The organism is Pseudomonas sp. GW821-FHT04C07 (genome assembly GCF_059420325.1).
On the sequence record NZ_JBWKTM010000002.1, the window covers coordinates 430,892 to 445,228 of the forward strand.

The following is a 14,337-nucleotide window of genomic DNA, read 5'->3' on the forward strand; positions in this document are numbered from 1 at the left end:
TCCTCACATCTTCTCCTTCGCAACGGGTACAGGTTTGGGCGTTAGCACTTTCACCACATCATCGATCACCGCCTTACTCATCTCCTGCAAATAGTGCGACGCCCAGGCATAACGGTCGGTATTTCGTTCCATCGCGGCATCTTCTGCCAGCATCTTCGCGACATGGAGCAAGTCGGACACGTGCGACAGCGCCTCTCGGATCGACACGCCACTGTTGACCCGGAACAGCGCCTGATCCGAATGGATGGAGAGCGGCGTGAGGCCGATGGTTTTGAGGTCTTGGTGATCGGTCATTGGGCACCTCCGAGGGTCTGGAGGTGGCGCAGGGGGGAGGTTTGAAACGTGGCCGAGGGTGTAGTGCGGTAAGCGCAAATGCGGATTTTGGACGGATTTATGCTGTACATGGTCTGGCTCCTCGATTCTAGGGGAACCACCACCGTCTGCCGCCAAGCAGATGAGGGTGGCGGATTGCGCAGGATTGGCGGACCGGGAATCAAGGAACCGGCGAACCCGAAGGTTCTCCCACGCAACCCGCCATAACGCAGATATGCGGGCGCAAAAAAAAGCGCCTGCAATGTGTGTGGGAGGCGCTGTCGCGCCTTGATTAACTCAGGCCGCCAAGCCCGGTCGCTGAATGTGCAACGACCGCCGAAGGATAGCGGGGGAGGTCGGGGGACTGCAACTCAAAATAACACCGGAAAAATCTCAACCCGACACATCCCCTGTAGTCACTGCCGAAGGCCTGCGATAAGACCGGAAACCTTTGGCATCTCCCGCCGAGGCTTATGCCAAATCTCGTTTTAGAGTGCGTTTTTTCTGTCAGCTCCAAGTGCAGCGAATTCAGCGCACTTCCCACAGACTATCAATCCGCAACTGGCATCCGGCCTTACCGTTTGGGGCGCATTTTTAGCTTGAAGCCTGCCATTGGGCTTCCGGCCCAAGGATGGGTCGACTGAACAAAGGATGCCGAATGAAAAATGAAGTCGATGGATACCATTGCGCCGTGTGCCGTGATCAGGCGCAGGCAACACAACGGGCGGAACGAACCAAGGAAAGAGCCTTCTGCGCCGAGACGGTGCAACAGCAGAACGCAGCCATGCTGGCCCGACAACAGGCCCATGAAGACGAATGCAATCGTCGATGGGAAGAGAAAGAGGCCGAAGAACAACGCCGACAAGTCACCGTCACCTTGCGCATCGGCGTGTTTTTCGATGGCACGGGCAACAACCCGTTCAACGTGGAGCTGGGCCAGCGTTGTGGCGCTCATCATCCGATCGCCCCGCAGGATCTGGGTGGGAGTTGCAAGCCGTACATGCAGGATCCGAGCGGGAGTTATGGGAATGAGGTGACGAGTGTGAAAAGGCTGCATGACCTGTACCTAGATTCCCGAAGTACCCGCGATATCAAAACGCAAAAGCTGGCGTTCAAGAAAGTTTACGTTGAGGGAATCGGTACCACGGCAGGCGAGCAAGACAGCTTGCTGGGCTCGGCTTTGGGTCGGGGTGAGACGGGTATCGAGGCCCGGGTGTTTCAAGCGTTTCGTGAGGTCAATAAACAAATTTGGCGTTTCCATGATGAAAATCCCGAGCTCCAGATCCACTCCCTTATCTTCGACATATTCGGCTTCAGCCGCGGCGCCGCCGCAGCGCGGCACTTCGCTTACCTGACGATGGCGAGAATCGGCAGTCCCTTGCACGAAACCCTGGCCTTGCCCAAAAAAAACTTCGCCAACGGTTTCAGCAAAATCTATGGCGAAAGCGTGCACACCGGGTTTATCGGGCTGTTCGACACCGTGGCCTCGGTGGGCGGCTGGAGCAACCTGGGTTATGTGCGCAGCCCGGCCGCGCCGGGGGTCAAGCTGCATCTGCACCCGAAGTTCTTTCGCCATGTGCTGCATCTGGTGGCGCGGGACGAACACCGTGCCAACTTCGCCCTGAACCGTTTGGGCCCTGACCACACGGAAATCAGCCTGCCCGGAGCCCATTCGGACCTCGGCGGCGGCTACCGGGACGAGGCCGAAGAACGGGTAATGCTCATCCCGCTGCAAGCGTTGGACGTGCCTGTGCACACCGATGTGAAAACCACCTCGATCTACCGCGACGCCCAACAAGCGCAAGCCACATGGCACGCCAAAGGCTGGCCCCTGGACATGTTGAGGCTTGTCACCCCCGAACCCGAACTACTACCGGCCGACTCACAGGACCGTATGGCCCCGAAACACAAAAGGGTTTTTGTCGGCTTATTGCTGCAGCGTAAGGTTAGCGCCGGATTGGCGAAGGTGTATTTGCGGGTGATGTACGAGGCGGCGAAAAAGCACGGTGTGCAGTTTGAAGAGATCAATGAAAGACCGGGGTTACGTCCGCCTTCTGAACTGCAAACGCTATGCGACCGTTTTATCTCGGGCGACTACAGCATGACGCCCGCCGAAGAGAAGCTGCTCAGGCACCGCTACATCCATAGGTCTGCCCACTGGACGCCGGGCCTGCTCGCCGGACCGCGCACCAGCAAGCTCGAGCTGATCTATGTCAACGCTCCGACGGCGGACGCCGTGCGGGTGCAACACCCTCATGTACCGGAATGGATGCTGTAACCATGAAACGCTTTTTATTCCTTCTAGCGCTGTTATCTCTGAGCGGTTGCCAGACACTGGACCCGCTCTCCGCCAAAAATGATTACAAGAGCCGCTGGTGGTACATCGGTTTTACCGAACCGGCCCATATGACCGTGTGGGTGGAAACTTCCTCAGTCGAAGATATTCAAGGCCGGCTGTTTCGCGACGTTGCTGCCGGCGCTGCAGCACAGACGCTGGGAGAACAATTTGACTCTGAAGTAGCCCGCGGCTGGGATGGAGTCGGCGGTTCAGGGATGCCGGTTGTCGGCGCCGACCTGCCCAAGCGCATCTATGTGCGCTGGCAGTCGATTGTCGAGCGAAAAACCTACAGCGGCTGGATCGATATCTCGGAGGAAACCCGGCAGATCATGCGCGACTCCACAGCGCAGCGCTGCCACAAGTACCCCGAATACAGTGCAAACCCTAGTGCGGCCTTGAGTCTGGGCCTGGCCCCCGGCGGAATCATTCAGGTCTGGGTGCAAGACGACTGCTTCCACGCCAACAAAGCCGACCGCGCTGTGGTCGGCATCGAGCCATTGGGGCCGGATCAAGGGATGTACGAAGGGTATTACGTCAGCATCAAAGCCGCCTCCAAGCGCTACATCGAACGCTTCGGCATCCCTTACGGAAGTTGGTGATGGAAACTCCTTTGATATCAACTCGAAGCTGGATCCCACTGACAGTGGGATTTCCACAACAGGCCCGAGCAATGCTGACGCAACCTCATGCCAGCCCCACGCGAAAATCCCCCGCAGCTGTCTAGGCCAGGGAAAACGCCGTCAACAAGTCCTCCTCGAATGCCCGCTGTGCATCCCCCGGCACCTGCGCCCGATGCCGGGCCAGGTGAAAGGCCACTTCAAAACTCAGGTCTTGTTGACGCACGGCCTTGAGTAAGCCTTTTTCCTCCCAGGATCGGGCGAAGTGGTTGGGTAGATAGCCGACATGTTTTCCGGAAAGGATAAAGGCGAGGGTGCCTTCGACCTGTTCCGAGCGGGCCGAACAGAGCTTGCCCTGGAAGGGTTCGGCGCTTCGCAGAAAGCGATAGGGGTGGTCGACCCGATCGGTGTTTTGCAGTGCTTCATCGTCCGGTGCATCGTTGGTGAATAGCGGATGACCTTTCGCGCAATACAGATGCTGGGTTTCAGTGAACAGTTCGCGGTAGTCGAATGCACTTTGTACCTGTGAGAAATAGCCGATCGCCAGGTCCAGCCGCTGTTGCAGCAATAGCCTTTCCATCTCGCCGGGCATGGCGCTGATCAGTTCGATGCGCACCGACTCGTCCCGCTCGCGAAAGCGCCGGATCGCTTCGGCGACCCGTTGCAGAATTGACTGATCGAGGGCCTCGGACAGGCCCAGGCGCACTTCACCGAGCAATCGACCGGCCACGCCGTTGGACTGATGGCGGAACGCTTCAATGGATTGGAACAGCTCGCGAGTCGAGCTGAGCAGTTGCTCGCCTTTGGGCGTCAGTTTGAAACCGCCTTTGCCGCGACTGCACAGCCGGTAGCCGAGACGGGTTTCGAGCTTGGCCATCTGCTGGCTGATGCTTGACTGGCTGAGACCGAGTTCACCTTGGGCGGCGCTGAAACCACCGCACTCCACCACGCTGACAAACAGGCGCAGCAGATGCAGGTCCAGATCGTGAATTTGTCCGAGCATCAAACATTACTCCCGGTGAAAGTCAGGATAATAAACTTAATATTTTTACAATGTATCCCTTGGCGCATCCTGCAGGCACTCCATTGCGGCAGGTGATTCCCATGTGTTCGGTTCTCAGACTCTGTTATCCCGCTCTGGCTTTGGCCATTGCACTGTCGGCGCAGGCCGAAGACAAAGTGGTCAATCTTTACAGTTGGGCCGATTACGTGGCGCCCGAGGCCTTGCAGCGTTTTGAACAGGAAACCGGCATCCACGTGCGCTACGACACGTTCGATACCTCGGAAGTCCTGGAAACCAAACTGCTCACCGGCGGCAGCGGTTATGACGTGGTGGTGCCGTCGTCCAGCGTATTGGCCCGTGGTCTGGCCGCCGGCGCCTTGAAGGAAATTCCCCACGACAACCTCAAAGGCTACGACAACCTTGATCCGGATTTGCTGAAAAAGCTTGCCGCTGTCGATCCGGGTAACCGTTATGGCGTGCCTTATACCTGGGGCACGCTGGGCCTGGGCATCAATGTCGAAGCAGTAAAGAAGCGCCTGCCGGGCGTACCTCTTAATAGCCTGGATCTGCTGTTCAAGCCCGAATACGCCAGCAAGTTGAAGGACTGTGGTATCGCCATTCTTGATTCGCCTCAGGAAGTGATCGGTCTGGCGCTGCATTACCTCGGTAAAGATCCCTACAGCACTGACAAGAATGATCTGGCCGCCGCCGAAGCCTTGTTGCATCAGTTGCAACCTTCGGTGCTGTACGTGGCCACCGGGCGACAGATCAGTGATCTGGCCAATGGCAGTGTGTGTCTGGCGCTGACCTATAACGGTGACGCAAGCATGGCTGCCGATCAGGCGCACAAGGCCAACAAACCGTTCGAGGTGACTTACCGGATACCCATGGAAGGCACACTGGTGTGGCAGGACAACCTGGCGATCCCCAAGGACGCACCGCACCCGGAAGCGGCGCGGGCCTTTATCGAATTCATGCTGCGCCCGGAGTCGGTGGCAGCGCTGACCAACACGCTGTTTTTCGCCACAGCCAACCAGGCAGCGACACCCTTGGTGGATACCGCCGTGCGTGAAGACGCCAACATCTACCCGCCTGCCGATGTGCGTGATCGTCTGTACGCCGACCGCAGCATGAGCCTCAAGGACATGCGTCAGCGCACCCGCGTGTGGACCACCTTCCGTAGCCACCAATAATAAGGAATTGTGTATGGATATCGCTGATTTGAACGACCAGGCCATGACCCGCGACAGCCTCTACGGGACTGCCGCTGAAAGCACCTACGCCGGCATCACCAGTTTCATGCGCCGCCGTTATAGCCGCGATTTGCGCGGTGTGGACGTGGTGGTCAGTGGCGTACCGTTCGACACCGCCACCAGCAACCGCCCGGGCGCGCGCTTCGGGCCACGGGGGATTCGCAGTGCCTCGACCGGGATCGCCTGGGAACGGCATTGGCCCTGGACCTTCGACCCCTTCGACCATCTGGCCGTGATCGACTACGGCGATTGCAACTTCGATTACGGCACGCCGCAGTCGATACCGGACAGTATCCAGGACCATGCCGAGAAAATCCTCGCGGCGGGTTGCGCAATGCTGACCTTTGGCGGTGACCACTTCATCAGCTATCCGCTGCTCAAGGCCCATGCCCGGCAGCACGGTCCGTTGTCGCTGATCCATTTTGACGCCCACAGCGACACCTGGCCCGATGAAGACGGTAAACGCATCGACCACGGCACCATGTTCTGGCACGCGGCGAAAGAGGGGCTGGTGGATCCGTCCCGTTCAGTACAAATCGGTTTGCGCACCACCAATAATGACCATCAGGGCTTTCAGGTGCTGGACGCGCGGCAAGTGCATCGGCGCGGCTGCGACGCGATCATCGAATCGATCCGTGAGCGGGTTGGCGATAACCCGGTGTACCTGACGTTCGACATCGATTGTCTGGATCCGGCATTCGCACCAGGGACTGGCACACCGGTATGTGGTGGCCTGAGCACGGTGCAGGCGCTGGAGATTCTCGGCGGTTTGCGCGGGATCAATCTGGTGGGCATGGACGTGGTGGAAGTCGCACCCGCCTATGACAGCGCGGACATCACGTCACTGGCGGCAGCAACCCTGGCGATGGAGATGCTGTGCTTGTATGCGGCGCGGCATAAGGTCGATCGCTAGGGCTGTATTCGCTACAAGTCTGTAGTGACCTCCAGGCCGTCTTCGCGGGCAAGCCTGGCTCCTGCAAGTATTTAGCCGAATCGTTAGCGTTTCGCCATCCCTGGCCATTCACGCTAGAAGTGAAACCGTCTCCTGCCCAGCCATTCAACACTCAGCTGGTCGCTGACTCAAACCGCCAGGCGATGACAGAAGTACACCACCAGCACACCCGCCACCAGGGTCACATAGGGCAGCATCCCGGCCCGCCTGGCGCCTTCATCGGTCTGGATATGCAAGTCGCTGAGCATCGCCACCGGGAAGCTGCCCCTGTCCTGCACGTAGTGCCGATAGACGAAGACCGGGATAATCAACAGCGCCAGCAGCACCCCGGTGAACAAGGTGCCGGCGCCCCAGATATCGGCGCCCAGGCCCATGCACGCCAGGTTGACGAAGCTCAGCACGCCACCCAATGCCAGCAGTACAGTCGGTGCCTTGTATGGGCGCACCCAGTCCGGGCGGTCGAGGCGATGGATCCAGCCGGCATTGAGGTTGAGGAAGTTGAAGATGATGTAACTGACGTTGGACGCCGCGAGGACGAACACGTAGTCGGACATCAGCAACAGCAGCAGATTGAACGACAGGTCGGTCCACATGGCTGCGGTGGGAGCGCCGTGTTCGTTGGTGTGGCCCAGGTATTTGGGCAACCAGCCATCCACCGAAGCCTGATACAAGGTGCGCGAGGAGCCGGACATCGAGGTCATGATCGCCAGCAGCGTGGCGAGGATCAGCATGATCAACACCACATTGGCCACGACTTTACCACCGCCGATGCTGTCGGCCATCGCCTGGCCAACACCCATGCCGCTGTAGATCGCCGGTGACAGCAAACCGCTGTAAACCGCTGGCGTCACGACGGTGCCGTTGGCATCCAGCACCGCGGCGCTGACCAGTTGACCGAGGCCGAGACTGCCCTGAAACGCCATCGGCACCAGGGTGAACACCAGAATGCACAGCAGGCCGGCATAGAAGATCGCCTTGAACGTGTCGCGCTTGGGGTCTTTGAACTCGCGGGTGTAGCACACGGCAGTCTCGAAACCGTAGGTCGACCATGCCGCCATGAACAGCCCGCCGGCCATCAACGACCAACCGGAAATGTCCCACACGCCATCGATGACCTGGCCGCCGGCGTCGTGAGCCAAGGGATACAGCGGCAGGAAGTTGGCCTGCAGCGCATCGCCGGTCAACAATGGCACCACGCCCACCAGCAGCAGCGGAATCAGCGAGGTGACACCGAGTATCAGGGTCAGGCGTGCCGAGCGCAGGATGCCGCCGTGCTGTATGACAAACACCCCGAGCAGAATCACCACGCCGACCACGAAGGTCGCATTCATGCGCAGGGACAGCCCGCTCTTGATCCAGCCAAGATCCAGCAAGGTCAATTGCCAGGTGTTGATCAGCGCGTCCGGCGCAAACATCGCGGTGAGGATGTAACCGGCGGCCAGCCCGGAGCCGATGGACAACACCGGTGACCAGGCCAGCCAGTTGCACCACACCGACACCGGCGCGATCAGCTTGCTGTAACGCACCCAGGCCACCGCACCGTAAACCGATGCACCGCCGGATTTATGCGGGAACAATCCGGCGATCTCGGCATAGGTGAAGGCCTGGATGAAACCGAACAGGATCGAAATGATCCAGACGATCCACGCCGGTTTGCCCACCGTCGCGGCAATCGCGCCAATGGAAAACAGCACCAGTGCTGGCACGCCGCTGGCAACCCAGAACGCACCTCTCCAGTCAATTTTGCGCTGCAGGCTGCCAACCGTCTGGCCAGCCTGCGGTACGGTCTCGAACGTAGTCGCTTCCATTTCTGTGATCCCATGTAAGAAGAATTGTCGGGGGCAGTCGGAAGGTCAGCCGATACCCTGGCACTCGGCCGGATGCGTTGGCATCCGGTTCGGCGGCAGGGCTTCGGTCAGCGAGTGTTTTTGGTCTTGTTGAAAGACTCTTTGTCTCGCTGGTGGGCAACGCAGTAGCGGTATTCGGTGCAGCAACAACTTGTCTGGCCGATCAGCTGCGCACCCGGCATTTCTGCGGGTCGTAGAAAATCGGCGCCATGACCTGGGCATCGATGCGCTTCTGCAAGCCATCGACCTTGCCTACTTGCAGCGCGGTACCTGCTTCGCTGCTGGCGACATCGACCCGGCACAAGGCGATATTGCTGCCCAGCAGCGGTGAACGGCAGGCACTGGTGACCACGCCGACCTGGGCGCGACCGCTGTACACGCCGTCGCCGTGATGGGCGCCTTCATTGCCGCTCAGTTGCAGGCCTACCAGTTTGTGCATGGGATTGGCACTGCGCCGCAGCAGTGCATCGCGGCCGATGAAATCGTCGGTCTTGCTCTTGAGCGGAACACTGAAGCCGATCCCGGCCTCGAACGGATCGGTCTGGTCGCTGAACTCATAGCCGGCAAAAACAAGTCCGGCTTCGATGCGCAGCATGTCCAGTGCTTCAAGGCCCAGCGGGACGATGCCCAGCGGCTCGCCCAGTTGCCAGATCCGGTCCCAGACCCGCTCGGCGTCCTGCGGCTGACACCAGACTTCGTAGCCCAGCTCGCCGGTGTAGCCGGTGCGGGAAATCATCAGCGGGCAGCCGTCGTAACCATCCAGGCGCCCCACCAGAAAGCGGAACCAACCCAAGGCTTCCACGCCGGGCTGGGTGGCCGGGGTCCAGACCATTTGCTTGAGCAGTTCGCGGCTCAGCGGCCCCTGTACCGAAAGGTTGTGAATCTGCTCGCTGGCGGACTTCACCCAGACTTTCATGCCCAGCTTCTGTGCCTGTTCGCGCAGCCAGACCCCGGCGTAATCCTCGCCGCAGATCCAGCGGAAGTTGTCCTGGCCCAGGCGCAGCAGGGTGCCGTCGTCGAGCATGCCGCCGTGTTCATGGCACATGGCCGAATAGACCACCTGACCGATCGCCAGCCGCCGCACGTCGCGCGTCAGGCAGTACTGGAGCAGGGCTTCGGCATCCGGGCCGATGATTTCGAATTTGCGCAGGGCGGTCAGGTCCATCACCGCCACTCGTTCGCGGCAGCCGTAATATTCATCGATGGCGCCGAAACCGTCGTAGCGCAGCGGCAACCACCAGTTGCGGTAGTCGGTGAAGCTGCCGGTCAGGGCGCTGGTGCGCGAGTGGAAGCCCGATTCGCGGGTCAGCGTCGGATCGGCATCGGCGGTTTTTCGAGTGGCCATGGCGATGGAAAAGCGCTCCTTGTCGGAATACACACGAATATGGATGTCGGTCGGGTTCCAGCCGTTGGCCGGGTCGATGTCGTCCGGGCACGACGAACTGGCGCAGACCAGATCGGTCATGGCCCGCAGCAACACGTAATCCCCCGGCCGGGACCAGGGTTCATCCAGGGTCATCTGCTGGTGGGCATCGATCCCGGTGTTGTAGAAAAAATTGATCGCCGGCCAGCCGCTGCGGGCCTGGACCCCAAACGGTTCCAACGCCCGACTGAGGTTGTCACTGCAGTTGTCGTGCCCGAAATAGCCCTGGCTTTCGTAGTAACGGGCAGCGCAGGCCAACGCGAAGGAATCATGGCGGCCGACGGTGTCACGCACCACCTCGAGCATCGGTTGCATCTGCCGGTCGAAGAACTTCGAGAACAGCCCCGGTGCCGGATAGGCGTTGCCATTGAGGGTGCGGGTGACCGTCTGGTCCAGGTCCAGTTCTTGCCCGCGATCCAGCGCCCGGCGATTCAGGGCGACGAAATCCGAACACTGGCGTCCGGCGACGTCCAGCACCTGCAGGTACTGACCTTTGCCCACGGTGTAGCTGTGGGCGGTTCCGGCGCGGATGGTGAATTCATCCAGCAGCTCGCCCAGCGGTTCGGGCAGCGGCGGGACCAGCAGTGGCGATGGATTGGCCCGCTGGACCACGACGCGCAATTCGCTGGCGGTGTATTGCAGGTCAACCGCACTCGGTCCGCTGGGCGCGGCGACGATGATCAGCAACGCTTCGCCGGCCACGAAGTTGCGGCTGTAGCCGGCGGGTGATTGCTCATCCCACAGCGTGGCCGCGCCGGGGAGTGGATGAGAGGCGATGCCGCGCTTGCTCAAGCCGTGTGCGATGCGGCGTGCCTGCATGCCGGGCTCGGACATCCGCGTGGCGATGAAACTGCAATCGGGTCTCGCAGCCAGACCCAGCGCCGCCAGCGCTGAGCGCCCAAGGGCGTCGAAGGCCAACAGCTCGCAGGTTTGCAGCCCTTCGACGTCGATCACTTGCAGGGTATCGCCGGCTTCCAGAGCGATCAGTGTCAGCCCGCCAGCGGCCACCCGATAACGCTCCAGAGCCGGTGCCCGGGCAAACAGCCCCGGTTCCCAGGGGGTCGAAACACGCGGTGCGTTCATGTGCAGGCTCCTGTGCTTTTAAGTGCTGTGGTCATCGGCACAGGCTCAACCGACCGACTTGATGGCATCGGGCTCTCCACTCAGATAGGCCGCCATGGAATCGTCCAGCGCTTTGAGCCATGGCGTGTGATGGGGCGGTGACTGGGTGCCGGTCATCAGCGAGCGGTAGGACTTGTCGCGGTAACCCATGATGTTGTGCGCCTTGTCGTGCTTCCAGTGCAGGAAGGTGTCGTTGACTGCGGCGATATCAAAGTTCGGGTAGTCGGTGGCGTCCACCAATTGCTGGATGTAGGCGCCCTGGTATTCGAACATTTGCTGGTTGGTTTCAAGCTGCTGTTCGCGGGCTTGCCACTCCAGGCTGTCGGCAATCATTTGCGGCTGATCGGGCAGGGCGATGCGTTGCAGGATCACGTCGCGGGCGTACCAGGCCTGGGCATCGAACATGTTGAACGAGTACCACTGGTCCTGCATGCCGAGGTAGATCAGCTGTGGGTTGGGTTCCCAGAAAATCCCCTTGTACAGGTTCATCGGCCACAACCGGTTGTCGGTCTTGAGGCACAGTTCGTCCGGCAGGAACGGGAAGTGATGCTTGTAGCCGGTGCACAGAATCACCGCGTCGATGTGTTTGTGAGTGCCGTCGATAAAATACGCGCGGTTCTTTTCCAGGCGCTGCAGCAGCGGTTTTTCTTCCCAGTTGGCGGGCCAGTCATAGCCCATGGGCGCGGTGCGGTAGCAACTGGTGATGCTGCGGGCGCCGTACTTGTAGCACTGCGAACCGATGTCTTCGGCGGAATAACTGCTGCCGACGATCAACAAGTCCTTGCCCTTGAACTCCAGCGCTTCGCGAAAATCATGGGCGTGCAGGATGCGCCCGCCGAAATGTTCGAACCCGGGGAAATACGGCATCTTCGGCGTCGAAAAGTGCCCGCAGGCATTGATCACGTAGTCGAACTCTTCCCAGGTCTGGGTATCGCTGCCATGGTCGTGTGCGACCACGGTGAAGCGCCGGGTCTGTTGGTCATAGGTGACCTGGCGCACTACGTTGTTGAAACGGATGTAGTCACGAACCCCGGCTTTTTCGACGCGGCCCTTGATGTAATCCCACAGTACTTCCCGGGGCGGATAGGAGCCGATGGGGCGACCGAAGTGCTCTTCGAAGGTGTAGTCGGCGAACTCCAGGCATTCTTTCGGGCCGTTGGACCACAAATAGCGGTACATGCTGCCGTGGACCGGTTCACCGTTTTCATCCAGGCCGGTGCGCCAGGTGTAATTCCACATGCCACCCCAGTCTTGCTGTTTTTCGTAGCAGACCAGTTCCGGGATGGGGGTTCCCTTGTCCCTGGCCGATTGAAATGCCCGCAGTTGAGCCATGCCGCAAGGGCCGGCGCCGATGATTGCAACGCGTGTGGTCATGGTCGTGTCTCGTGCCTGTCGGTCGGAATGGGTTCGAGGTGGTGGCTCGCTCAGCGAAAGATCACTGTCTTGTCCTGGTTGATGAACACCCGGTGTTCCAGGTGGTATTTCAGGGCTTTGGAAAGTGCGACGGTTTCGGTGTCGCGGCCGATGGCGACCAGCGCATCGGGCAGGTAGGTGTGATCGACGCGCTGGATTTCCTGTTCGATGATCGGGCCTTCGTCGAGGTCCGAGGTGACATAGTGGGCGGTGGCGCCGATCAGTTTCACGCCGCGCTCGTAGGCCTGGTGATAGGGCTTGGCACCCTTGAAACCGGGGAGAAACGAGTGATGGATGTTGATCGCTCGCCCGGACAGCTGTTTGCACAAGTCATCGGAAAGGATCTGCATGTAGCGGGCGAGCACCACCAGATCGGTCTCGGTCTCTTCGACGATGCGCAGCAGTTCGGCTTCCTGCCGGGACTTGCTCTCTTTGCTCACCGGCAGGTAAATGAAGCGGATCCCTTCACGTTCGGCCATCGGCCGCAGGTCCAGGTGGTTGGAGACGATGGCGGTGATCTGCATGTCCATTTCGCCTTTGCGATGGCGATACAGCAGGTCGGTCAGGCAGTGGTCGAACTTGCTGACCATCAGCAGCACGCGGGTCGGCTGAGCCGAACTGAACAGCTGCCATTGCATGTCGAAACCGCCGGCCAACTCGCTCAAGCCCAGGCGCAGCGGGGCGATGTCGCCGACCACACCTTTGTTGAAACGAAACACCGCGCGCATGAAAAAGCGCCCGGTGAATTCATCGTCGAATTGCGACAGCTCGCTGATGTAGCACGCTTGCCCGGCCAGCCAGGAGGTGACTGCGGCAACAATGCCGGAGGCGGCGGGGCAGCTGATCTTGAGGATGTAATGTTCGTGTGGCGTGTCCATCGAGGTCTCCCTTGGAATGCGTGGTTGGCGTTCGATCAGCCTTTTGCGGTGCGTTTGGTCTTTTCCGGATCATCGAACGGCAAGGCGTGGGTGATGGCCTCGACCTCGAGGCTGCCGCGCACCTGCAGGGCGAAACCCGGTGCGGCGCAGTCGGCGTCCATGCGGGCGATGGCCATGGAGCGTTTGCTCAGGCGCGAATACATGCCGCAGGTGATGACGCCGACTTTCTTGCCGGCCTGCCACAGAGTGTCTCCGGCTTCAGCGGCGCGGGCGCCTTCGAGCAACACGCCGGCGATCTTGAAGCGTTCTTTACCGCGCAGGCGCCGGTGCTCGTCGGCACCGCGAAAGTCCTGTTTTTCCGGCGATACGGTGAAATCCAGGCCGAGCTCCCACAGGGTGTCGCCGGCTTTTTGATCGGCGAAGGGGTACATCTGCGAGTTGTCGTAGGGGAAGAACATCAGCGAGCTTTCGACCCGCAACCAGTCCAGGGCGGTGAAGGCGCACGGGATGATGCCCATGCCCGCACCCTGTTCGAGGATTTCGTCCCACAGGGTCGGGGCGTCGGTGGCCTTGCAGAAGATTTCGTAACCGCGCTCGCCGGTGTAGCCGGTGCGGGAGATCATCACCGGACGGCCGAACAGTTTGGTTTGCAGGTGATGGAAGTACGGCAGCTGACGAATGCCCGGAACGTGTTCGGCGAGAAAGTCCACCGCCAACGGCCCTTGTAACGACAGGTCGTGCAGGTCGTCATCGAACAGCACCGCAACCTGACGGCCCTGAGCCGAGCGCACCAGCATCTCGTAACCGGTGCCCGCGCCGTGCACCACCATGAAGGCATTGGGGCCGGTGCGGTAGACGATGCAGTCATCGATGAACTTGCCGTCCTCATCGAGCATCGAGGCATAGACCGACTTGCCGGGATAGAGCTTGGCGATGTCACGGGTGGTCGCCCATTGCAGCAGGCTTTCGGCGTGGGGCCCGACGTAGTGGACTTTTTTCAGCCCCGAGACATCCATCAAACCGGCGCGGGTACGGATCGCCTGATGATGCTCGGCCAGGTCCGAGCTGTAGGTCCAGGCAGTGCCCATGCCGTTCCAGTCTTCAAGCTGTGAGCCGAGCGCGCGGTGACGTTCGGCCAGTGCGGAAATGCGCCAGGAGTTGGCCATATCGTGATTCCTT

General features: G+C 60.4%; 11 protein-coding genes. 4 read left to right on the forward strand and 7 right to left on the reverse strand.

Going from position 1 to position 14,337, the window contains the following annotated elements:
- Positions 1-3 precede the first annotated feature (3 nt).
- Positions 4-294 (reverse strand): DUF3077 domain-containing protein, encoded by a 291-nt coding sequence (locus AC07UI_RS05510; protein ID WP_494991535.1) that lies wholly within the window; start codon positions 292-294, stop codon positions 4-6.
- 676 nt (positions 295-970) lie between these two features.
- Between AC07UI_RS05510 and AC07UI_RS05515 the strand changes: the two genes are divergently transcribed.
- Positions 971-2,590, forward strand: coding sequence for a T6SS phospholipase effector Tle1-like catalytic domain-containing protein (locus AC07UI_RS05515; protein WP_494991536.1), 1,620 nt, complete (start codon positions 971-973; stop codon positions 2,588-2,590).
- 2 nt (positions 2,591-2,592) lie between these two features.
- On the forward strand, positions 2,593-3,249 hold the full coding sequence (locus AC07UI_RS05520; RefSeq protein ID WP_494991537.1) for a DUF2931 family protein: 657 nt from the start codon (positions 2,593-2,595) through the stop codon (positions 3,247-3,249).
- 121 nt (positions 3,250-3,370) lie between these two features.
- Here the strand turns inward: AC07UI_RS05520 and AC07UI_RS05525 are convergent, their stop codons facing one another.
- On the reverse strand, positions 3,371-4,270 hold the full coding sequence (locus tag AC07UI_RS05525; protein WP_494991538.1) for a LysR family transcriptional regulator: 900 nt from the start codon (positions 4,268-4,270) through the stop codon (positions 3,371-3,373).
- A 101-nt stretch (positions 4,271-4,371) separates the two neighbouring features.
- On the opposite strand from AC07UI_RS05525, the gene AC07UI_RS05530 reads away from it, so the two are divergent.
- Positions 4,372-5,463 (forward strand): polyamine ABC transporter substrate-binding protein, encoded by a 1,092-nt coding sequence (locus AC07UI_RS05530; protein WP_494991539.1) that lies wholly within the window; start codon positions 4,372-4,374, stop codon positions 5,461-5,463.
- A gap of 13 nt (positions 5,464-5,476) precedes the next feature.
- Complete coding sequence (gene speB / locus AC07UI_RS05535; protein ID WP_494991540.1) at positions 5,477-6,436, forward strand: agmatinase; 960 nt, start codon at positions 5,477-5,479, stop codon at positions 6,434-6,436.
- 167 nt (positions 6,437-6,603) lie between these two features.
- On the opposite strand, the gene AC07UI_RS05540 is transcribed toward speB, so the two are convergent.
- The 5 genes from AC07UI_RS05540 to AC07UI_RS05560 all read right to left on the reverse strand — a co-directional run bounded on the left by AC07UI_RS05540 (position 6,604) and on the right by AC07UI_RS05560 (position 14,324).
- Positions 6,604-8,283, reverse strand: a complete 1,680-nt coding sequence (locus tag AC07UI_RS05540; RefSeq protein WP_494991541.1) for an APC family permease — start codon at positions 8,281-8,283, stop codon at positions 6,604-6,606.
- A gap of 202 nt (positions 8,284-8,485) precedes the next feature.
- Positions 8,486-10,828, reverse strand: a complete 2,343-nt coding sequence (locus AC07UI_RS05545) for a trimethylamine N-oxide demethylase (protein ID WP_494991542.1) — start codon at positions 10,826-10,828, stop codon at positions 8,486-8,488.
- A 45-nt stretch (positions 10,829-10,873) separates the two neighbouring features.
- Positions 10,874-12,241, reverse strand: coding sequence for a trimethylamine monooxygenase (locus AC07UI_RS05550; protein WP_494991543.1), 1,368 nt, complete (start codon positions 12,239-12,241; stop codon positions 10,874-10,876).
- 50 nt (positions 12,242-12,291) lie between these two features.
- On the reverse strand, positions 12,292-13,158 hold the full coding sequence (gene purU / locus AC07UI_RS05555) for a formyltetrahydrofolate deformylase (RefSeq protein ID WP_494991544.1): 867 nt from the start codon (positions 13,156-13,158) through the stop codon (positions 12,292-12,294).
- 35 nt (positions 13,159-13,193) lie between these two features.
- Positions 13,194-14,324, reverse strand: a complete 1,131-nt coding sequence (locus tag AC07UI_RS05560; RefSeq protein WP_494991545.1) for an aminomethyl transferase family protein — start codon at positions 14,322-14,324, stop codon at positions 13,194-13,196.
- Positions 14,325-14,337: the final 13 nt, after the last annotated feature.

Coding starts and splice junctions, on each gene's coding strand:
- AC07UI_RS05510 (WP_494991535.1), bottom strand. CDS start 294: ATGACCGATCACCAAGACCTCAAAACCATCGGCCTCACGCCGCTCTCC.
- AC07UI_RS05550 (WP_494991543.1), bottom strand. CDS start 12,241: ATGACCACACGCGTTGCAATCATCGGCGCCGGCCCTTGCGGCATGGCT.
- AC07UI_RS05525 (WP_494991538.1), bottom strand. CDS start 4,270: ATGCTCGGACAAATTCACGATCTGGACCTGCATCTGCTGCGCCTGTTT.
- AC07UI_RS05540 (WP_494991541.1), bottom strand. CDS start 8,283: ATGGAAGCGACTACGTTCGAGACCGTACCGCAGGCTGGCCAGACGGTT.
- AC07UI_RS05530 (WP_494991539.1), top strand. CDS start 4,372: ATGTGTTCGGTTCTCAGACTCTGTTATCCCGCTCTGGCTTTGGCCATT.
- speB (WP_494991540.1), top strand. CDS start 5,477: ATGGATATCGCTGATTTGAACGACCAGGCCATGACCCGCGACAGCCTC.
- AC07UI_RS05520 (WP_494991537.1), top strand. CDS start 2,593: ATGAAACGCTTTTTATTCCTTCTAGCGCTGTTATCTCTGAGCGGTTGC.
- AC07UI_RS05545 (WP_494991542.1), bottom strand. CDS start 10,828: ATGAACGCACCGCGTGTTTCGACCCCCTGGGAACCGGGGCTGTTTGCC.
- AC07UI_RS05515 (WP_494991536.1), top strand. CDS start 971: ATGAAAAATGAAGTCGATGGATACCATTGCGCCGTGTGCCGTGATCAG.
- AC07UI_RS05560 (WP_494991545.1), bottom strand. CDS start 14,324: ATGGCCAACTCCTGGCGCATTTCCGCACTGGCCGAACGTCACCGCGCG.
- purU (WP_494991544.1), bottom strand. CDS start 13,158: ATGGACACGCCACACGAACATTACATCCTCAAGATCAGCTGCCCCGCC.